Origin of the sequence: Enterobacter sp. MGH120 (assembly GCF_001037725.1) — a bacterium.
Classification (GTDB): Bacteria; Pseudomonadota; Gammaproteobacteria; order Enterobacterales; family Enterobacteriaceae; genus Enterobacter; species Enterobacter hormaechei_C.
Genome location: NZ_KQ089940.1, coordinates 334,444 through 354,910 on the forward strand (window position 1 = coordinate 334,444; position 20,467 = coordinate 354,910).

The window sequence follows — 20,467 nt, forward strand, 5'->3', positions numbered from 1 at the left end:
CCACCGGGCGATGGGCATCAGGCTACGGTAGTCCAGGCGCAAGCAGAACCGCTTCCCTCACGCCTGCCGACGCAGCGGCGCTTCGCGCAAAAACCACGACAGCACAAACGCCAGCACCATAATCCCCGCCGCCAGCATGAATACCGCATGGATCGCCGAGCCGAACGCATCCAGATAGTCCAGACGCAGGGCATCAGGCAGATGGTGTATGGCAACGGGATTAAGTTCGCGCGGCAGTTCCGCCCCTTCCGGCAGCCTGTCGATCAGGCCTGATTGCAGAATATGGGTGAACACCGCGCCAAACAGCGCAACGCCAATCGCCCCGCCAATGGAACGGAACAGCGTCACCCCAGACGTCGCGACGCCGTATTGATCGGCTGACACGCTGTTCTGCACCGCCAGCACCAGCACCTGCATCACCAGTCCCAGCCCCATGCCCAGCACGCCGGTAAACAGGTACAGCTGCCAGGTTGGGGAGGTGATTGAAATGCGCGTCAGTAATACCATCCCCACCACGCCGAGCAGCGTGCCGAGGATCGGGAACAGACGATATTTCCCGGTACGGCTGATGATGCGCCCGCTGATAATGGAGGTGAGCAACAGCCCCCCCATCAGGGGGATCAGCTGCAAACCGGCCTGCGTCGGCGTGGCGTCTTTTACCACCTGTAAATAGAGCGGCAGGAAAGTGACGGAGCCAAACAGCGACATGCCGATAATAAAACCGATCAGGCTACAGAGCAGGAAGCTGCGGTCGCGGAAGAGCGACAGCGGGATAATCGGCTCCCACGCCAGCCGCTCTTCGTAGATAAACCCGGCGATCCCCGTCAGGCCGAAGGCCAGAATACACCACAGCTGCGGGTCGCTCCATTGGCGGATCGTCCCGCCCTCGGTGGTAAACAGAATGATGCACAGCAACGCCATGCTGAGGTAAATCGCCCCCAGGTAGTCAATCTCATGCTTGCTGCGCCGCGCGCTGCCGTGGAAAACCGCGCCAATCACCAGCAGGGCAAACAGCCCCAGCGGCAGGTTGATGTAGAAAATCCAGCGCCAGGATGCGTGCTGAACGATAAACCCGCCGATCAGCGGCCCTATCACCGTCGCCAGGCCAAACACGCCGCCAAACAACCCCTGATAGCGACCCCGATCGGCAGGCGGGATCACGTCCGCCACGGCAGCCATGCTGATCACCATCAGACCGCCGCCCCCCAGCCCTTGCAGGGCGCGCATCAGCACCAGCTGGGTCATGTTCTGCGCCAGACCGCACAGCGCGGACCCTACAAGAAACAGCACAATCGCGATTTGCAGAACGATTTTTCGGCCAAACAGATCGCCGAATTTGCCGTACAGCGGCACCACGATGGTCGAACTGAGGATATAGGCCGTTACCACCCACGAGAGCTTATCCAGCCCGCCCAGCTCACCGACGATGGTCGGCAGCGCGGTGGAGACAATGGTCTGATCCAGCGCCGAGAGCAGCATCACCAGCAGGAGTGCGCTGAACAGCAGCTTAATCGACGGCGCCTTTTTCGCAGGTTGAGTCATTACGTCGGACTCCATAAGACATCACTTGAAATTAATTAATCGTATAATTAATATTTGTGGAAGTGATGAATAAGATCAAGAGATACGGTGACCATGCCAGCACAAAAGGACAATTCTGAACCCCGCCGCCCCGGTCGGCCACGCGGCGGCAAGCGCGTTACCGCCAGCCGTGAACAGCTGCTGGACATCGCCCTGAACCTCTTTTCCCGCCAGGGGATCGCCAATACGTCGTTGAACGCCATCGCCCGCGAAGCAGGCGTGACGCCCGCCATGCTGCACTACTACTTCAACTCCAGAGAACAGTTACTGGATGCGATGATTGAGGAGCGCTTCCTGCCGTTACGCGAGCGGATCGGGGCGATTTTCGCCGACAACCGGGATTCGCCGGTGGATGCCCTGACGGAAATGGTCAGGGTGCTGGCCGAACTGGCGGAAAAGTATCGCTGGTTTGCCCCGCTGTGGATGCAGGAGGTGATTGGCGAGATGCCGGTACTGCGCACCCATTTGCAGGCACGCTTTGGCGATGAGAAATATCACACCACGCTGGCAACCATCAAAGGCTGGCAGCAGGAAGGAAAGCTGAATCCGGCGCTGGCCCCCGAACTGCTGTTCACAACGCTGCTGAGCCTGGTGCTGGTGCCGTTCTCCCGCATGCGCAATGACGAGAGGCTTAGCGCCCTCTCGCCGGAGATCGTGGTGCGCCACGTGTTAGCCGTGATAGGCACCGGGATCGGCGGTTAAAGATTTTTGGACAGATAGTGTCTCTGCATTCCCTGATAAGGGTAATCCTGCAAGGACATCTGCACCTGATAACCCTGCTTTTCATAGAACGGGCGCGCCTGGAAGCTGACCGTATCCACCAGCGCGTGACGACAGCCTTTGCGACGGGCCTCCTCTTCAGCCGTTTTGATAAGCTGGCTTCCCACGCCCGTTCCCCGCACGCTGTCGCTGACCCACAGATAGTCGATGTTCAGCCAGTCGCCTTTCCGTACGCCGATTAACCCGCCCAGCATGACGCCATTGTCGTCTCGCATATATACGCCAATATCGCCGCCAAATGTCGACAGATCTAAAAACTGCGCGTTATAGGCTCTTAGCCCCGTTAATAATTCTTCTTTTTCTTCGGCTGTGACATTATCTGTAATGCTCAGATGCATAATTCTCTCCTTATTTTCAGCGCAATCTGAATATCTCACAGCTTAACCTTCATAAAAACTCCTTATTTTCTCCATTGTTTATACCTGGAAATATTCATTCAATATGTAAATAAAAAAAGCCTTTCCAATAGTCTCCGAAAACGTATAATGAGAACGATCATTCTCACTTTTTACGGTAGCCGACAATGAGTACAAAGCTGGAAGAACGACAAAAACTGCGGCAGGACGAAATCATTACCGCCGCGCACCGCTGCTTTCGCGCCAGCGGGTTTCACGCTGCCAGCATGTCGCAGATCGCCAGCGAAGCCAGGCTCAGCGTCGGACAAATCTATCGCTATTTCAGTAACAAAGACGCGATTATTGAAGAGATGATCCGGCGCATTATCGACTCACGTATTGAAGAGATGCAGGGCAAAACCCTGGTTGAAGGGATGCCGCAGGCGCTTGCCTGGCGCCAGACGCTTAACGAAGACGATGACGCGCTGATGCTCGAAATGTCCGCAGAGGCCACGCGCAATCCGCTGGTGGCAAACATGCTGATCGAAGCCGAAGCACGCATGTTCGCCAATGCCTGTGAGCACCTGAAAAAGCAGTTCCCTCACCTGAGCGATGAGCATATTCGCTGCTGCGTGGAGATTACCGCCGTGATGATCGAAGGCACGATTTACCGTCGACTCACGCCTTTAAAAGTACCATCAGAACAATTAGAGCCTATATACCAGAATATTTTAAATATGATTTTCTCTGCGAAGTAATCGCATGTGAATAATTAGCGGAAATAAGGAATTTCCCTTTTTTCATTTCTGGCTCAGCCAGAGATGCGGGATCGCTGTGCTTTTAATTAGCCCTCCTCCCTGTTAAGCGATTAACAGGGCAGGCTTCGTTCACCCTGGAAAAAGATTATGAAAACCATAACAACCTCCATCGCGGCATTACTCCTCCTGACAGGGTGCGATAATGCGCAAACATCTGCTCCTCAACGTCCTCTTCCGGAAGTGGGGATTGTCACCCTCATGAGCCAGCCGGTGTCCGTCGTCAGCGAGCTGACCGGCCGCACCGCCGCCGCAATGAGCGCCGAAGTGCGCCCCCAGGTAGGTGGCATTATCCAGAAGCGCCTGTTCACCGAAGGCGATACGGTCAAGGCCGGGCAGGCGCTGTATCAGATCGATCCTTCCAGCTACCGCGCCGCGTATGATGAAGCCGCCGCCGCACTGAAACAGGCGCAGGCGCTGGTGCAGGCCGACTGCCAGAAAGCCCGGCGTTATGCGCAGCTGGTGAAGGACGACGGCGTATCACGTCAGGATGCGGAAGACGCGAAGTCCACCTGCGCGCAGGACAAGGCCAGCGTCGAGTCAAAGAAAGCCGCGCTGGAAAGCGCCCGCATTAACCTCAACTGGACCACCGTCACCGCGCCGATTGCCGGACGTATCGGCATCTCCTCTGTGACCCCCGGCGCGCTGGTGACCGCCCAGCAGGATACCGCGCTGGCCACCATTCGCGGGCTGGACAGTATGTACGTCGATTTAACCCGTTCCAGCGCCGATCTGCTGCGTTTACGCAAGCAAACCCTCGCCAGCAACAGCGATACGCTGAACGTGTCGTTGATTCTCGAAGACGGCAGCAGCTACAGCGAAAAAGGCCGCCTGGCGCTGACCGAAGTGGCGGTGGATGAGTCTACCGGCTCAGTTACCCTGCGCGCCGTCTTCCCGAACCCGCAGCATCAGCTTCTGCCGGGCATGTTCGTTCGCGCCAGAGTGGATGAAGGCATCATGAATGACGCGATCCTCGCCCCGCAGCAGGGCATCACCCGCGACGCCAAAGGCACCGCCACCGCGCTGGTGGTGAACGCCAGCAACAAGGTGGAGCAGCGTCAGCTCGAAACGGGCGACACCTACGGCGACAAATGGCTGGTGCTGAGCGGTTTGAAGGCGGGCGATAAGCTGATTGTGGAAGGCACCGATAAAGTCACCGCCGGGCAGGAAGTGAAAGCTGAAGAGATGAAAACCAACGGAGGAAACGCCTGATGTTTTCCCGTTTCTTCGTGCGTCGCCCGGTCTTTGCCTGGGTTATCGCCATTCTCATCATGCTCGCCGGAATGCTGGCGATCCGCACGCTGCCCGTTGCGCAGTACCCGGACGTGGCTCCGCCGTCGATCAAAATCTCCGCCACCTATACCGGTGCCTCCGCACAGACGCTGGAAAACAGCGTGACGCAGGTGATCGAGCAGCAGCTCACCGGGCTGGATAACCTGCTCTACTTCACCTCCACCAGCAGCTCGGACGGGTCGGTGAGTATTAACGTCACGTTTGAACAGGGAACCGATCCGGACACCGCTCAGGTACAGGTGCAGAACAAAGTCCAGCAGGCGGAATCGCGCCTGCCGACCGAGGTGCAGCAGTCCGGGATCACCGTCGAAAAATCCCAGAGCAACTTCCTGCTGATCATGGGCGTATATGACAAAACCGACACCGCCAGCAGCTCGGATATCGCCGACTGGCTGGTGAGTAATATGCAGGATCCGCTGGCGCGCGTGGATGGCGTCGGTAGCCTACAGGTGTTCGGTGCAGAATACGCGATGCGCATCTGGCTCGACCCGGCGAAGCTGGCGTCGTACTCGCTGATGCCCTCCGACGTGCAGAGCGCGATTGAAGCGCAGAACGTGCAGGTTTCCGCCGGTAAAATCGGCGCACTGCCCTCGTCGAACGCCCAACAGCTGACCGCCACCGTCCGCGCTCAGTCGCGTCTGCAAACGGTCGATGAGTTCAAAAAGATCATCGTCAAGAGCCAGTCCAACGGTGCGGTGGTGCGCATCAGCGACGTCGCGCGCGTGGAGATGGGCAGCGAAGATTACACCGCCACCGCGAAGCTGAACGGCCACCCGGCGGCGGGTATGGCGGTGATGCTCTCACCGGGCGCCAACGCGCTTAACACCGCCACGGCGGTAAAAGATAAGATCGCCGAGTTCAAAAAGTCGATGCCGGAAGGCTACGATGTGGCCTACCCGAAAGACAGCACCGAGTTCATCAAGATCTCCGTTGAGGACGTGATTCAGACGCTGTTCGAAGCCATTATCCTCGTGGTGGTGGTGATGTACCTGTTCCTGCAAAACATCCGCGCGACGCTGATCCCGGCGCTGGCGGTGCCGGTGGTGCTGCTGGGCACCTTCGGCGTGCTGGCGCTGTTCGGTTACTCCATCAACACCCTGACGCTGTTTGCGATGGTGCTGGCGATAGGGCTTCTGGTGGATGACGCCATCGTGGTGGTGGAAAACGTCGAGCGTATTATGCGCGACGAAGGGCTGCCCGCCCGGGAAGCGACCGAAAAATCGATGGGCGAAATTTCCGGCGCGCTGATCGCCATTGCGCTGGTGCTCTCTGCGGTATTCCTGCCGATGGCCTTTTTCGGCGGCTCCACCGGGGTGATTTACCGTCAGTTCTCGGTCACCATTATTTCGGCGATGTTCCTCTCCGTGGTGGTGGCGCTGACCCTGACGCCCGCGCTGTGCGGCTCGATCCTGAATCACACCGCTCCGCACAAAAAAGGTTTCTTCGGCGCGTTTAACCGCTTCTACAGTAAGACCGAGCACGGCTATCAGAACAAGGTGCTGCGCGCCCTGCGCCGTTCCGGTGGCATGCTGGTGATCTACGCCCTGCTCTGCGGCGCGATGGGGTTCGCCATGCTAAAACTGCCGGGCAGCTTCCTGCCAACCGAAGACCAGGGTGAAATCATGGTGCAGTACACCCTGCCTGCCGGCGCAACCGCGGTGCGTACCGCCGAGGTAAGCCGCCAGGTACGCGAGTGGTTCCTCACCAAAGAGAAAGCCAATACCGACGTGATCTTTACCGTTGAAGGCTTCAGCTTCAGTGGCAGCGGCCAGAACGCCGGGATGGCGTTCGTCTCCCTGAAAAACTGGTCAGAGCGCAAAGGCGAGGAAAACACCGCCCAGGCCATTGCCCTGCGCGCCACGCAGGAGCTGAGCACCATTCGGGATGCCACAATTTTCGCCATGACGCCCCCGGCGGTGGATGGTTTAGGCCAGAGCAACGGCTTTACCTTTGAGCTGATGGCCAGCGGCGGCACCGACCGCGACGCGCTGCTGAAACTGCGTAACCAGTTGATTGGCGAAGCCAACCAGGACAACTCGCTGCACGCCGTGCGCGCCAACGATCTGCCGCAGATGCCGCAGCTTCAGGTGGATATCGATAACAACAAAGCCGTGTCGCTGGGGCTCTCCCTGAGCGATGTTACCGACACCCTCTCCAGCGCCTGGGGCGGCACCTACGTGAACGACTTCATTGACCGTGGCCGTGTGAAAAAGGTCTACATCCAGGGCGACAGTGACTATCGCGCGGTGCCGTCGGATCTTAACAAATGGTATGTGCGCGGCAGCGACAGCACCATGACCCCGTTCTCCGCCTTCGCCACCACCCGCTGGGAGTATGGCCCGGAAAGCCTGGTGCGCTACAACGGCTCGGCGGCGTATGAGATTCAGGGCGAAAACGCCAGCGGCGCCAGCTCCGGTACGGCGATGAGCAAAATGGAGCAGCTGGCGAATAACCTGCCGTCCGGCAGCACCTGGGCATGGAGCGGTTTGTCGTTGCAGGAAAAACTGGCGAGCGGTCAGGCAATGAGCCTCTATGCCCTCTCGATCCTGGTGGTGTTCCTGTGCCTGGCGGCGCTGTATGAGAGCTGGTCGGTGCCCATTTCGGTGATCCTCGTGATCCCGCTTGGGGTGCTTGGCGCAGCGGTTGCCGCCTCCCTGCGCGGCCTGAACAACGACGTCTATTTCCAGGTGGCGCTGCTGACCACCATCGGTCTGTCGTCGAAGAACGCCATTCTGATTGTCGAGTTTGCCGAAGCCAAAGTGGCCGAAGGCTACTCCCTGACGCGCGCCGCCCTGCGGGCCGCCCAGACGCGTCTGCGTCCGATCATCATGACCTCGCTGGCGTTTATCGCAGGCGTGACGCCGCTGGCGATTGCCACCGGCGCCGGTGCCAACAGCCGCGTGGCGATCGGTACCGGTATTATCGGCGGGACGCTGGCCGCGACGCTGCTGGCCATCTTCTTTGTTCCTTTATTCTTTGTACTGGTGAAACGTCTGTTCTCCGGTAAGCACGCAAACCGGAGGTCATAATGTTTCGTGTAACCGTATTAACGTTAGCGCTGCTGAGCGCGGGCTGTGTGTCATTAGATCCCACGTATCAGCGCCCGGACGCCCCCGTCCCGGCGACGTTGCCGGGCGCCCATGGCGAAGCCAACGCCGTGGTGAGCCAGTGGCAGCAGGTGATGAATGATGCGCGGTTGAAAAGCGTGGTGACGATGGCGCTCAACAGCAACCGCGACGTGCAAAAAGCGATTGCGGATATCGACGCCGCCCGTGCCCAGTATGGCGAAACGCGCTCGTCCCTGTTCCCGACGGTGGACGCGGAACTGAGCCACACCCGCAGCCGCACGCTGGCGAGCGGCGTCGCGACAAGTGACGAAGCCAACGGCGCGGTCTCCAGCTTCGAACTGGATCTGTTTGGCCGCAACCAGAGCCTGTCGCGTGCCGCGCGTGAAACCTGGCTTGCCAGCGAATTCACCGCGCAGAACACGCGCCTGACGATGGTCAGCGAGCTGACCACGGCCTGGGTGACGCTGGCGGCGGATAACAGCAATCTGGCGCTGGCGAAGTCCACCCTGGAGAGCGCCGCAAACTCACTCAAGATTGTGAAGCGCCAGCAGGAAGTAGGCGTGGCAGCGGCAACGGACGTCAGTGAAGCGATGGCGGTTTACCAGCAGGCGCGCGCCAGCGTGGCGAGCTACCAGACGCTGGTGATGCAGGACAAAAACGCTCTCAACCTGCTGGCGGGCGATACGGTGCCCGAGAACCTGCTGCCCGACACGCTGGAGAGCCTGAGCGACAACGCCATCACGCTGATCCCGGCGGGCGTCAGCTCCAGCGCGCTGCTGCGTCGTCCGGACATTCAGGAGGCGGAACATAACCTGCTGAGCGCCAACGCCAACATCGGCGCGGCGCGCGCCAACTTCTTCCCGACCATCTCGCTCACCGCCAGCGCGGGCGTCGGCAGCGATTCGCTGTCGTCCCTGTTCAGCCACGGGATGAAGGTCTGGTCGTTTGCACCTTCCATCACCCTGCCGCTGTTCAGCGGCGGCAACAATATGGCGCAGCTGCGCTATGCGGAAGCCGAGAAAAAAGGGTTAATTGCGACCTATGAGAAAACCATCCAGAGCGCGTTCAAGGACGTGGCCGACGCGCTGGCCCGGCGCGAAACGTTGAGTGAACAGCTTGATGCCCAGCGTGAATACGTGGCGGCGGAGCAAAAAACGCTGGATGTGGCGACGCGCAGTTACAAGGCTGGCGCGGGCGATTATCTGACGGTGCTCACCGCGCAGCGGTCGCTGTGGTCGGCGCAGGAATCACTGATTGCCTTGCAGCAAACCGACCTGGAAAACCGCATCACGCTGTGGCAGTCGCTGGGCGGCGGGATTCAGTAACATCACTGCCGGGCGGCGCAACGTTGCCCGGCCATCAGAGTAAATACCTATGGCAAAACTCTCTTTTTCTTTCGCGGCCATCCTTGGCCTGCTGACGGCGATCGGGCCGCTGTGTTCCGATTTTTATCTTCCGGCGCTGCCGGAGATCGCCACCCAGCTCAACACCTCCACAACGCTGACGCAGCTTTCTCTTACCTCGGCGCTGATTGGCCTGGGGCTGGGACAACTCTTTTTCGGCCCGCTAAGCGATCGCATCGGACGTAAAACGCCGCTGCTGTTCTCACTTTTGCTGTTTGTACTGGCTTCAGTGCTTTGTGCCAGCACGCAGAATATTTACGCCCTGATCGGCTGGCGATTTGTGCAGGGCGTTGCCGGGGCGGGCGGCTCCGTACTTGCCCGCTCCATCGCCCGTGATAACTATCATGGCACGATGCTAACGCAGTTTTTTGCCCTACTGATGACGGTCAACGGCATCGCGCCCGTGGTGTCCCCGGTACTCGGTGGCTATATCGCGTCGCATTTCGACTGGCGGATGCTGTTCTGGGTAATGGCAGGGGCGGGTCTGGCGCTGCTGATCGCCAGCCAGCTTTTTATCCGCGAGTCCCTCACAGAGAAACAGGGCGGGGGATCGCTGACGCAAACCGCCAGGACGGTACTTAAAAATCGTCGCTTTATGCGCTACTGCCTGATCCAGGCCTTCATGCTGGCGGGGCTGTTCGCCTATATCGGGGCATCCTCCTTTGTGATGCAAAACGAATATGGCCTGAGCGCCATGCAGTTCAGCCTGCTGTTCGGTGTGAACGGTATCGGCCTGATCGTCTCAGCGCTGATTTTCTCCCGTCTGGCACGCCGACACCCGGCGGAAGGGTTAATGCAAATAGGCCTGGTGTTGGCCGTAACCTGCGCGGGGCTGACGTTGCTCTTTGCGTGGATGCAGCTTTCCGTTCCGGCACTGATTGCACTCTTTTTCACCGTCGCATTTAACAGCGGGATCAGCACCATTGCGGGTTCAGAAGCGATGAGCGCAGTCGACGCGAAGGAGTCCGGCACAGCGTCAGCCATTCTGGGCATGCTGATGTTTTTATTCGGCGGGATCGCAGCGCCTCTTGCCGGTATCGGCGGAGAAACGATGCTGAAAATGAGTCTCGCGGTGTTAGTAAGCTATGGCATTGCACTGGCGTTCGGATCCCGCACGCAGAATGCGTAAATTCATACTTTTGGCTTGAATCGCGTTGATGAATGTAACGATATATTTCAGGGGAAGCATGTGACTTTCAAAGGAGGTTTCGATGAAATCTGCACACCTGGTTTGCCTGCTCGTTTGCCTGATTTTCGCTGCGTTTGTTCACGCGCAGGAGAAGAGCGCTCCGGAGAAAGAGGCCCAGATAAAACAGCAGGTCCTGAAAGATGTGAAGAAAACCTGTACCCCGCAGAAAAAGCAGAGCGATAAGGCCTGGCAGGCGATGATTTTGTCGTCTGAGGCCAATCAGCTGCTGATCAAAAACGCCATCACTGCCGTGAAGCGTGACAACCTGGACGCCTACTGGGATGCAGTAAGTCAGGTGGATTGTATGGAAGATTACTGAGGGTTGAGCGCCGGGTGGCGCTGCGCTTACCCGGCCTACATCACACGTTTAACGCTTCCGCACATCCGGAATAATCAAATCCCCGCGCAGAACGTAGGACCCGAGCATCTGCGTTTTCTCTGTCAGCCAGCTCACGATGCGCGCCGCCATGGCGTCCATGGAATACTCAATGGCCGGGATCACCGGAATACCCGGCAGATGCAGCGAACCGCCGAGGCTGAAAACCATGATGTCTTCCGGTACCGATTTATTAAACGCCTGTAACTGCGGGATCACCCGCTGGGCTTCCTGCTCATCCGCCACCAGCAGCGCGTTGAAGTTCAGCGTGGACGCGTTGTTGAGTAATTCCTGAAGCGCAACGGACGATGAAGTCGCGTCCATAAACACGAGGTTGCGATTAAAGGGCAGGAAGTTTTTCTCCAGCGCGTGTTTGTAGCCCAGCAGCACCTGATCGGCAAAGCCGCTGCCGTGCGGGTGGATCAGCGCTATCTGGCGACGCCCCTGGCTGGTGAGATAGTTACAGGCCGTTTCAGCCGCGAACGCGTGATCGAACTGAATGCTGTTGGCGTTATCGGCTTCCATACAGTCGACCAGAATCACGTTGTCCATGTCCACGTCTAGCGGGAAACGCGCGCCAATCACCAGAATGTCATCACATAAGCCGCAGGAGAGTTCTTCAAGGGCGTTCATCACTTCTGTTTTTGTGTGTGCGAAACGCAGCAGCAGATGTTTTTGATGCTGGCTGAGGTGTTTTTCCAGCGCGTACAGGTAACCGGTGGTCTGGTTAATGTTTTCCTGCGCGCAAATCACCCCAATGCAGCCCGTCGACTGGCTGAGCAGCGACTGGGCGATCACGTTGGGACGATAGTTCAGCTCATCCACCGCTTTCAGAACAGCCTGGCGGCTGGCTTCTTTAACGCCACGCGACCCGCTCAACACCCGTGATACCGTGGCTTTGGACACCCCGGCCAGACGCGATACATCGTTGATTGTAGACATCTCTCTCCCCTGTCAGACGCAACTGGCGTCTGTAATTTCCATCACCGCTACGGCTCACATTATAGCCAGAACGGAGTATATCCGTTTCCGTTTTCCATGGAAACCGATTTTCCGTTTCCACTCAATTTGATGCCAAAACAGCCAAATTATGTGACCCACATCCGGTTAATTAGCCTCATAAGTAAGGGATCTTGATGGTTGTCACACTTCTGTCTTTTATAAATGGAAACCGGTTTCCGTATCATGTCCAATCATCCTCGCAATAACTTTTTACATTTTGAGGATGGTTGTCGATGTTCAAGATTATGCTGTGCTGCTCTGCCGGGATGTCCACCAGCCTGCTGGTCAGCAAAATGATCGATGTTGCAAAAGAACGGGGCTTGCCCGTGAAGATAGATGCGTATGGCGTATCCGAATTTGATACGCAGTTTCCGCACTATCAGGTGGTGCTTCTCGGACCGCAAGTGAAATACATGTTAAAGACGCTCTCAGACAAGGCAGCGACGCAAGGCATTCCGGTGCAGCCCATCGACATGATGGATTACGGCATGCAGCGTGGCGATAAAGTACTGGACTATGCTCTGTCGCTCATCGAAGCGGCACACTAAAAGGTGTTCACATGAGTTCGTTATATCAATCCATGGTCGCGGTGATTGAGCAGTCAATTACCCCGCTGGCCGCGAAGCTCGGTCAGCAAAAGTATGTGATTGCCATCCGCGACGGCTTTACCGCCGCGCTGCCGTTTATGATCATCGGCTCGTTTATGCTGGTGTTTATCTTCCCGCCGTTTTCGGCGGATACCACCAACAGCTTCGCCCGCGGCTGGCTGGATTTCTCCGAGACCTACCGCGAACAGCTGATGCTGCCGTTTAACCTCAGCATGGGCGTGATGACCTTCTTCATCTCGGTGGGGATTGGGGCGAGCCTGGGGCGTCAGTTTAACCTCGATCCGGTGATGTCCGGCCTGCTGGCCTTTATGGCCTTCCTGCTGGTCGCCGCGCCCTATGCCGATGGCAAAATTTCGACCCAGTATCTCTCCGGTCAGGGGATCTTCACTGCGCTTATCACCGCGATCTACTCCACTCGCGTCTATGCGTGGCTGAAACAGAACAACGTCACCATCCGCCTGCCGAAGGAAGTGCCGACCGGCGTGGCGCGTTCGTTTGAGATCCTGATCCCGGTGATGGTGGTGATCGGAACGCTGCACCCGCTGAACCTGTTCATTGAAGCGCAGACCGGGATGATCATCCCGCAGGCGATTATGCACCTGCTGGAGCCGCTGGTGTCGGCGTCTGACTCGCTGCCCGCCATTCTGCTCTCCGTGCTGCTGTGCCAGATCTTCTGGTTCGCTGGTATCCACGGGTCGCTGATTGTCACCGGCATCATGAACCCGTTCTGGATGGCGAACCTCTCTGCAAACCAGGCGGCGCTGGCGGCGGGCGCGGCGCTGCCGCACGTTTATCTGCAAGGTTTCTGGGATCACTACCTGCTGATTGGCGGCGTAGGCTCCACCCTGCCGCTGGCGTTCCTGCTGCTGCGTAGCCGCGTTACCCACCTGCGCACCATCGGCAAAATGGGCGTGGTGCCAAGCTTCTTTAACATCAACGAACCGATTTTGTTCGGCGCACCGATCATCATGAACCCGATGCTGTTTATCCCGTTCGTGTTTGTTCCGCTGGTCAACGCCTGCCTGGCGTACGGCGCAACCAAACTCGGCTGGCTGGCTCAGGTGGTTTCGTTAACCCCGTGGACCACCCCCGCGCCGATTGGCGCCTCGTGGGCGGCGAACTGGGCGCTCAGCCCGGTGGTGATGTGCCTGGTCTGTATGGTGATGTCCGCGCTGATGTACCTGCCGTTCCTGCGTGCCTATGAGCGTACGCTCATCAAAAACGAAGAGCAGAAAGCTCAGGCGACCGTCGGTAACGCTGAAGCCGCCAGCAATTAAGTCAAAGAGGAAGAGTCATGAAATACGCATTTCCCGATAACTTCTGGTGGGGCAGCGCAAGCTCCGCTCTCCAGACGGAAGGGACACGAGAGGGTGAAACCACGTGGGATTACTGGTTTGCCCGCGAGCCGAACCGTTTTCACAACGGCGTGGGGCCGCAGCACACCTCCACGTTTTATCAGCACTGGAAAACGGACATTCAGCTGTTAAAGCAGCTGAACCACAACAGCTTTCGCACCTCGATTAGCTGGGCGCGCCTGATCCCTGACGGTATCGGTGAAGTGAACCCGGACGCGGTCGATTTTTACAATCAGGTCATTGATGAGCTGAATGAACAGGGCATCACGCCGTTTATCACCCTGTTCCATTTCGACATGCCGATGGCGATGCAGGAGATTGGCGGCTGGGAAAACCGTGACGTGGTGGACGCGTACGCCCGCTATGCGCAGATTTGCTTCGAGCTGTTCGGCGATCGCGTGCTGCACTGGTTTACCTTCAATGAGCCGATTGTTCCGGTGGAAGGCGGTTATCTGTACGACTTCCACTACCCGAACGTGGTGGATTTTCGTCGGGCAGCCACCGTGGCGTATCACACCGTGCTGGCCCATGCGAAGGCCGTTCAGGCTTACCGCGCCGGACACTACGCGGGTGAGATCGGCATCGTGCTCAACCTGACGCCGTCGTACCCGCGCTCCCGGAACCCGGCGGACGTGAAGGCGGCGCACATAGCGGACCTGATGTTTAACCGCAGCTTCCTCGACCCGGTGCTGCGCGGGGAGTATCCGGCGGACCTGGTGGCATTGCTGAAATCTTACGATCAGCTGCCCGCCTGCAAGCCGGAAGACGGTTTCCTGATTGCGGAAGGGAAAATCGACCTGCTCGGCGTTAACTACTATCAGCCGCGTCGCGTGAAGTGTCGCGACAGCGCGGTGAACCCGCAGGCGCCGTTTATGCCGGAGTGGTTCTTTGATAATTACGAGATGCCGGGCCGTAAGATGAACCCGTACCGCGGCTGGGAAATCTACGCGCCGGGTATTTACGATATTCTGGTTAACCTGCGCGATAATTACGGCAACCCTCGCTGCTTTATTTCGGAAAACGGCATGGGCGTCGAAAACGAGCAGCGCTTTATTGAAAATGGCCAGATTAACGATCAATACCGCATTGATTTTATTTCTGAGCATTTATCGTGGCTGCACAAAGGTATTAGCGAAGGCTGCAATTGTCTTGGCTACCATATGTGGACATTTATTGATAACTGGTCGTGGTGTAATGCGTATAAAAACCGCTACGGTTTTATTCAACTCGATGTAGAGACGCAGCAGCGCACCATTAAAAAAAGCGGAGAGTGGTTTGCCGCCACCGCCTTAAATAATAGTTTTGATAAAGAGTAATGATGATGATCGCACTAGAAGAAGCCGTAATGGAAATTATCGTCAACGCCGGCCAGTCCCGCAGCCTGTGCTTTGAAGCCCTGCACGCGGCGCGTCAGGGCAACCTTGACGAGGCCAAAAGCCTGCTGCGCGAAGCCGACGGCTACGCGCGCCAGGCGCACAAGATGCAGACCAAACTGATCGAGCAGGATGCGGGCGAAGCCCGCCAGCCGATGACCTTAATTATGGTGCACGCCCAGGATCATTTAATGAATTCCTTATTAGCGCGCGAGTTATCCGAAGAAATTATTCATTTATATCAGAGATAGTCTATGGCGAAATAATTACTGTAATACCTCTGTACCCTAAATAGAGATCCACTTGTTCTGATGATAGCGACATACTCTGTCAGATCGGAGCGGGATGGTTATTGTCTGAATAAAATTAAACTATATTGAGATAACCATGAATACGATTAAAAAACTTCCATTAACCATGGCGGTTATCGCCGCGCTTTGCCCAATTTCCGTTCTCGCTCAGGAATTCACTCAGGAGCAAATCGACGCCATTGTGGCGAAAGCGGTGGATAAAGCCCTGGCCGAGCGTCAGGCCAAAATGGATGCTGCGGTCGCGAAAAAAGCGGACGTGGTGACCGAGCCGCAGAGCGCGGCGCAATCTCCGGATATGGCGATCCCGTTCGGGGTTAAATTTACCGGCTACGCCCGCTACGGCGCGCACTTCCAGGCCGCCGATCAGAAATACGTGGCGGTGGACGGCTCCTACAACGGCGCGTCCGCCATTGGTCGTCTGGGCAACGAAGGCAACGGCGGCGAGTTCCAGCTCTCTAAAGCCTTCAAGGGCGAAAACGGCGCCATCTGGGACATCAACGTGATGATCGACCACTGGGGCGACGAAGTTAACCTCAAGAAAGCCTACGCCGGCGTGACCAACATTATGGCCTCCAACCCGAACGCCTACTTCTGGGCGGGTCGCGACTTCCACCAGCGTCCGCAGCAGGGCATCAACGATTACTTCTGGATGAACCACGACGGTCAGGGCGCCGGGGTGAAGAACTTCGACATCGGCGGCGTGCAGTTTGACGTGGCCGCCGTGGCAGCGGTGGAATCCTGTAGCCCGGAAGTGATGGAAGACGAAGCGAACCCGTCGCGCATCACCTGTACCGGCGGGTCCGGCACGGGCGACAAAGGCAACTACGCCGCGACGTCTAAAATCCACGGTATGAAGCTCGGTCCGCTGGATCTGGAGCTGTACGCCAACTACGGCTTTGACTCGAAAGCGGTGGAGAGCGACGAACGTCTGAACGCCTGGCAGGGCGGCGTGGTGCTGAGCCACACCAACGACAGCGGCGTGAACAAGGTGATTGCCCGCTACTCCGATAACGCGGACAACAGCGTGTTCAACAAAACCGAGGATCTGACCACGGTCTACGCCAGCTTCGAAGGGCTGTACAAATTCACCCAGGCGACGCAGGTGGAGTACCTCCTCGCCTTCCATGACTACGACAACAGCCGCGATAAGACCGACAACCGCAAGAACTACAACGCCATCGTGCGCCCGATGCACTGGTGGAACGACGTTCACTCCACCTGGCTGGAAGCGGGCTGGCAGCACGTGGATTACGACAACGGCGGCGACAACAAGGGCTGGAAGCTGACCCTGTCGCAGAACATGTCTATCGCCATGGGGCCGGAGTTCCGTCCGATGCTGCGCTTCTACGTGACCGGCGGCAAGGTGGATAACGAACGTACCGCGCGCGTGAACAACACCAAAGATGAAACGCTGGACGACTTCAACGTCGGCGCGATGTGGGAGGCGTGGTTCTAGTACAGCGTCGTTTGTTTCGCCCGGCGGCGCTGCGCTTGCACGGGCCTACAAGGTTTTGTAGGCCGGGTAAGCGCAGCGCCACCCGGCAAGATCCCATGTTATGCTACAAAAAAACCAACATAACAGGGGAGAACATGGGTTCCACACGCAAAGGGATGCTCAACGTCCTGATCGCCGCCGTTTTATGGGGCAGTTCCGGGGTTTGCGCGCAGTACATCATGGAGAAAAGCCACATCTCTTCGCCTTACCTGACCATGGTTCGTCTGCTGTTTACCGGCGTGATCCTGCTGACGCTCTCCTTCGTTCACGGCGACAAGATTTTCTCGGTCGTCAAAAACCGCAAAGACGCCCTCAGCCTGCTGTTTTTCTCGCTGGCTGGCGCGCTTACCGTGCAGCTCACCTTCCTGCTGACAATTGAAAAATCCAACGCCGCGACGGCCACCGTGCTCCAGTTTCTGTCGCCGACCATTATCGTGGCATGGTTTGCGCTGGCGCGGAAAACGCGTCCCGGCATATTTGTCTTATCCGCGATTTTCACGTCGCTTGTGGGTACCTTCCTGCTGGTAACCCACGGCGACCCGACGTCGCTCTCCATCTCGCCGGCCGCGCTGTTCTTCGGTATCGCCTCGGCGTTTGCCGCGGCGTTTTATACGACGTACCCGTCGACGCTTATCGCCCGCTACGGCACGCTGCCGATTGTCGGCTGGAGTATGTTGATTGCGGGACTAATGCTGACGCCGTTCTACGCCGGACGCGGCACCACCTTCGTGATCGACGGCGGCCTGCTGCTGGCGTTTTTCTACCTGGTGGTGATTGGCACCGCGCTGACGTTCAGCCTGTATCTGAAAGGCGCACAGATGATCGGCGGGCCGAAGGCGAGCATTCTGAGCTGCGCCGAGCCGCTGAGCAGCGCGCTGCTGTCGGTGGTGTTGCTGGGGGTGGCATTCACCCTGCCGGACTGGCTGGGGACGCTGCTGATTGTGTCGTCGGTGGTGTTGATTTCGATGGATTCGAGAAGACGGGTTCAGACATCGGCGTAGCCTGATGCCCTCACCCCAACCCTCTCCCACGGGAGAGGGAGAAAAGCACTACTTCGCCTTAACCTTCCCCGCCACCAGCAGCGCGGTCAGCAGCATCAGCGTGCCGGAAATTACCAGCGGCGAGGTCAGCCCCAGGTGGTCGAGCGCTACGCCGCCCACCGCCGCGCCGCAGGTATTCGCCAGCTGGATCACCGCCACCTGAATCGACCCGGCTTTTTCCGCCTGATCGGCAAGCGAGCGGGTGATCCACGTCGACCAGCCCACCGGCACCAGCGCAAAGGCAAAGCCCCAGATAATCGCGATCGCCGAAGCCACCCACTTATCGCTGCCCCACAACACCAGCACCGCGGCGCTGATCGCCAGCACCAGCGGGGCACCCGCCAGCGCCACCTTCAGGGAGCGCTTCAGGAACTGGGACGACAGCGAGGTGCCGACAAAACTGGCGATCCCGAAGCTCAGGAGCACCAGCGTCAGGCCGTCCACGTCAAAGCCCGCCATGGTCATATACACCGGGCGGATATAGGTGAAGAAAGCAAACTGCCCGGCAAAGGCCATGAAGATGGCGGTCATCCCCGCCATCACGCCCGGGCGCTTCAGCAGCGCGAACATGTTCTGTTTGTGGTGCGCCGCTTCCCCCGGAAGGGACGGCAGCGCCTTCCACACCCAGATAATGCACAGCACGCCCATCACCGCCGCCGCGTTAAAGACGTTGCGCCAGCCGATAATTCCACCGAGGAAACTGCCCAGCGGCGCGGCGATCACCAGCGCGATCGAGACCGCACCGAAGATAACGGACAAGGCTTTTGGCACCGTACGCGCGGGCACCAGGCGCATGGTCAGCGAGGCGGACATCGCCCAGAAGCCGCCTAATCCCAGCCCCAGACAGGCACGGCCGAGCAGCAGCAGGGTGAAGCTTTCAGCGAAAGAAACCAGCAGGCAGGAGAGCGTCAGCAGCACGCTGAACAGAATAACCACCTTGCGACGGTCAATGGTGCCGATCGCCTGCGTGATAAACAGGCTGGCGAACATCGCCACAAACGCGGTGACGGTCACGGACTGCCCCGCCACGCCCTCGGAAATGCCCAGATCCTGCGCCATCGGCGTCAGCAGGCTGACCGGCAGGAACTCGACGGTGATCAGGCAGGCGACGCAAAATGCCACGGAGAAAACCGCCGACCAGTTGGGGCGTGAAACCTCTTTGGCCTGCGGTGTAGTCGTGGGCTGGGTATGTTCTGTCATGGCATCACCTGAAGATAAAAACGTGCGGAAAAGTCGCGCAGTTTATCATCAAAAGTGTGACGAATTTAACGTTTCGACAACTTTTGTCGTTTTTTAATGCCGGGCGGCGCTGCGCTTGCGCCGGCCTACGGGCTTGTAGGCCCGGTAAGCAAAGCGCCACCGGGCAAAATTACCCGCGAGCCTTAAGAGCGGCATTCGCTAATCCCACGATCCACTCCTGATGCCCGTTAATCATTGGGTTCGGCACGGTGCGCGCTAATTCCTGCGCCGGCACGCCTTTCTGCGACTCCTGAGTCAGAATGCGCACGCGGTTTCCCGGCAGGTCTTCAAACAGCCAGGCGTGGATCACGTCCAGACGCGAATTCGCATCCCCTTCTACCCAGCCGTGCCACGCGATACGCGCGGCTTCGCCCTCCACGGGCGGAACATACTCCGTCACCTGCGCTTCAACCGGGAAGCCGAAGGTGGTGAAGCGAAAGCGGGCGTTGGCGCTCAGCGCCGGGCCGCTGCCGTCGTGAAAACGGATATCTTCGGCGTTGCTGTAGTAGTTCGGCCACAGGGTGGTGTCGTTAAGCTGCGCCCAAATCTCTTTTGCGCTCAGCCCGGCGACGATGATTTCGTTGGATGCAAAGTTATCGGTGGTGCCTGGCAGATAGTCGTTCGGCCAGATAATGGCGGATTGTTTCATGGTTCACCTCATCGGTTAGTTGATAAGGTGATGGTGCGCCTGCGGGTGATATAAATCTAATGACGATGCTTTATACTCTTCATCACGTTTCGTGATATCAGTGCAGGTAAAACACGCCCTCTTCCGGCAGGAAAAGCTGGTTGTAGCGCAGCTGGAAGGCGTTAAGCTCCTGCGGGTCAGGCTCTATCTCGCGCATAAAGCCGAGCGCGAGGCGGATTTGCGCGTCGGTGATCGGCGCGGCCAGACGGGCTTTACGCAGCATGCGGTGCCAGGTATGCAGATTCTCTTCGCTGGCGTCGACGATGCAGACCTGCCAGATCAGCAGCACCTGGGCGGCATTTTGCAGATGCGCCTCGTCGGGGCGTTCAAGATAGCGGATAAACTCATTGCCCGGCGTTTTACCGAACTGGTCAATCATCGACTCGACCGGCATCGGGGTGATCCCCAGCCGCTCGCTTAAACGTTTGATGGCGCGGCGGGAGTCTGAGGTCAGGACACGAAATCCAACCACAAACACCACGGCAAGCGTTGCCAGCATTATCCAGACCATGCGTT

At 58.2% G+C, this 20,467-nt stretch carries 19 protein-coding genes; 13 read left to right on the forward strand and 6 right to left on the reverse strand.

The window, feature by feature from the left end; translation table 11 throughout:
• Nucleotides 1-57 precede the first annotated feature (57 nt).
• A complete protein-coding gene (locus tag SK54_RS01605) occupies nucleotides 58-1,557 on the reverse strand; it encodes an MDR family MFS transporter (RefSeq protein ID WP_015570095.1) in 1,500 nt (499 codons plus the stop codon).
• 78 nt (nucleotides 1,558-1,635) lie between these two features.
• Here SK54_RS01605 and SK54_RS01610 point away from each other — a divergent pair, with 78 nt between their 5' ends.
• Nucleotides 1,636-2,283 carry a TetR/AcrR family transcriptional regulator gene (locus tag SK54_RS01610; RefSeq protein WP_017383663.1) on the forward strand — a complete coding sequence of 216 codons (648 nt, stop codon included), beginning with the start codon at nucleotides 1,636-1,638 and terminating at the stop codon, nucleotides 2,281-2,283.
• On the opposite strand, the gene SK54_RS01615 is transcribed toward SK54_RS01610, so the two are convergent.
• Nucleotides 2,280-2,699 carry a GNAT family N-acetyltransferase gene (locus tag SK54_RS01615; RefSeq protein WP_017383664.1) on the reverse strand — a complete coding sequence of 140 codons (420 nt, stop codon included), beginning with the start codon at nucleotides 2,697-2,699 and terminating at the stop codon, nucleotides 2,280-2,282. The genes SK54_RS01610 and SK54_RS01615 overlap by 4 nt on opposite strands.
• Before the next feature lie 185 nt (nucleotides 2,700-2,884).
• Here SK54_RS01615 and SK54_RS01620 point away from each other — a divergent pair, with 185 nt between their 5' ends.
• From SK54_RS01620 to SK54_RS01645, 6 genes are all read left to right on the forward strand, one after another.
• On the forward strand, nucleotides 2,885-3,454 hold the full coding sequence (locus tag SK54_RS01620; RefSeq protein WP_047062539.1) for a TetR/AcrR family transcriptional regulator: 570 nt from the start codon (nucleotides 2,885-2,887) through the stop codon (nucleotides 3,452-3,454).
• Nucleotides 3,455-3,601: 147 nt separating this feature from the next.
• Nucleotides 3,602-4,723 carry an efflux RND transporter periplasmic adaptor subunit gene (locus SK54_RS01625; protein ID WP_017383665.1) on the forward strand — a complete coding sequence of 374 codons (1,122 nt, stop codon included), beginning with the start codon at nucleotides 3,602-3,604 and terminating at the stop codon, nucleotides 4,721-4,723.
• Entirely contained in the window at nucleotides 4,723-7,833 is a 3,111-nt protein-coding gene (locus tag SK54_RS01630; protein ID WP_045141766.1) for an efflux RND transporter permease subunit, read from the forward strand. Before SK54_RS01625 ends, SK54_RS01630 begins: the two co-directional genes overlap by 1 nt.
• On the forward strand, nucleotides 7,833-9,197 hold the full coding sequence (locus tag SK54_RS01635; RefSeq protein WP_039269378.1) for an efflux transporter outer membrane subunit: 1,365 nt from the start codon (nucleotides 7,833-7,835) through the stop codon (nucleotides 9,195-9,197). The genes SK54_RS01630 and SK54_RS01635 overlap by 1 nt, the downstream gene beginning before the upstream one ends.
• Nucleotides 9,198-9,246: 49 nt before the next feature.
• A complete protein-coding gene (locus SK54_RS01640; RefSeq protein ID WP_023302834.1) occupies nucleotides 9,247-10,404 on the forward strand; it encodes a multidrug effflux MFS transporter in 1,158 nt (385 codons plus the stop codon).
• Between the two features lie 82 nt (nucleotides 10,405-10,486).
• A complete protein-coding gene (locus SK54_RS01645) occupies nucleotides 10,487-10,783 on the forward strand; it encodes a YicS family protein (RefSeq protein ID WP_003861030.1) in 297 nt (98 codons plus the stop codon).
• Nucleotides 10,784-10,831: 48 nt separating this feature from the next.
• Here SK54_RS01645 and SK54_RS01650 read toward each other — a convergent pair whose 3' ends face one another.
• Nucleotides 10,832-11,782, reverse strand: a complete 951-nt coding sequence (locus tag SK54_RS01650; protein WP_003861033.1) for a LacI family DNA-binding transcriptional regulator — start codon at nucleotides 11,780-11,782, stop codon at nucleotides 10,832-10,834.
• A gap of 293 nt (nucleotides 11,783-12,075) precedes the next feature.
• Between SK54_RS01650 and SK54_RS01655 the strand changes: the two genes are divergently transcribed.
• The 6 genes from SK54_RS01655 to SK54_RS01680 all read left to right on the forward strand — a co-directional run bounded on the left by SK54_RS01655 (nucleotide 12,076) and on the right by SK54_RS01680 (nucleotide 17,985).
• Nucleotides 12,076-12,390 (forward strand): PTS sugar transporter subunit IIB, encoded by a 315-nt coding sequence (locus SK54_RS01655; protein ID WP_003861034.1) that lies wholly within the window; start codon nucleotides 12,076-12,078, stop codon nucleotides 12,388-12,390.
• An 11-nt stretch (nucleotides 12,391-12,401) separates the two neighbouring features.
• Nucleotides 12,402-13,727 (forward strand): PTS sugar transporter subunit IIC, encoded by a 1,326-nt coding sequence (locus SK54_RS01660; protein ID WP_023302832.1) that lies wholly within the window; start codon nucleotides 12,402-12,404, stop codon nucleotides 13,725-13,727.
• A gap of 17 nt (nucleotides 13,728-13,744) precedes the next feature.
• On the forward strand, nucleotides 13,745-15,121 hold the full coding sequence (locus tag SK54_RS01665; protein ID WP_017383670.1) for a glycoside hydrolase family 1 protein: 1,377 nt from the start codon (nucleotides 13,745-13,747) through the stop codon (nucleotides 15,119-15,121).
• A gap of 5 nt (nucleotides 15,122-15,126) precedes the next feature.
• Nucleotides 15,127-15,429 carry a PTS lactose/cellobiose transporter subunit IIA gene (locus tag SK54_RS01670; protein WP_014168006.1) on the forward strand — a complete coding sequence of 101 codons (303 nt, stop codon included), beginning with the start codon at nucleotides 15,127-15,129 and terminating at the stop codon, nucleotides 15,427-15,429.
• 136 nt (nucleotides 15,430-15,565) lie between these two features.
• A complete protein-coding gene (locus SK54_RS01675) occupies nucleotides 15,566-16,945 on the forward strand; it encodes a carbohydrate porin (protein WP_040117018.1) in 1,380 nt (459 codons plus the stop codon).
• Nucleotides 16,946-17,079: 134 nt separating this feature from the next.
• Entirely contained in the window at nucleotides 17,080-17,985 is a 906-nt protein-coding gene (locus SK54_RS01680) for an EamA family transporter (protein ID WP_017383673.1), read from the forward strand.
• A 48-nt stretch (nucleotides 17,986-18,033) separates the two neighbouring features.
• Here SK54_RS01680 and nepI read toward each other — a convergent pair whose 3' ends face one another.
• The 3 genes from nepI to SK54_RS01695 all read right to left on the reverse strand — a co-directional run bounded on the left by nepI (nucleotide 18,034) and on the right by SK54_RS01695 (nucleotide 20,462).
• Nucleotides 18,034-19,224 carry a purine ribonucleoside efflux pump NepI gene (nepI, locus tag SK54_RS01685; RefSeq protein ID WP_047364891.1) on the reverse strand — a complete coding sequence of 397 codons (1,191 nt, stop codon included), beginning with the start codon at nucleotides 19,222-19,224 and terminating at the stop codon, nucleotides 18,034-18,036.
• Between the two features lie 169 nt (nucleotides 19,225-19,393).
• Nucleotides 19,394-19,912, reverse strand: a complete 519-nt coding sequence (locus tag SK54_RS01690; protein ID WP_017694007.1) for an SRPBCC domain-containing protein — start codon at nucleotides 19,910-19,912, stop codon at nucleotides 19,394-19,396.
• A 97-nt stretch (nucleotides 19,913-20,009) separates the two neighbouring features.
• Nucleotides 20,010-20,462 carry a DUF1198 domain-containing protein gene (locus SK54_RS01695; RefSeq protein WP_045343915.1) on the reverse strand — a complete coding sequence of 151 codons (453 nt, stop codon included), beginning with the start codon at nucleotides 20,460-20,462 and terminating at the stop codon, nucleotides 20,010-20,012.
• Between the last annotated feature and the right edge of the window lie 5 nt (nucleotides 20,463-20,467).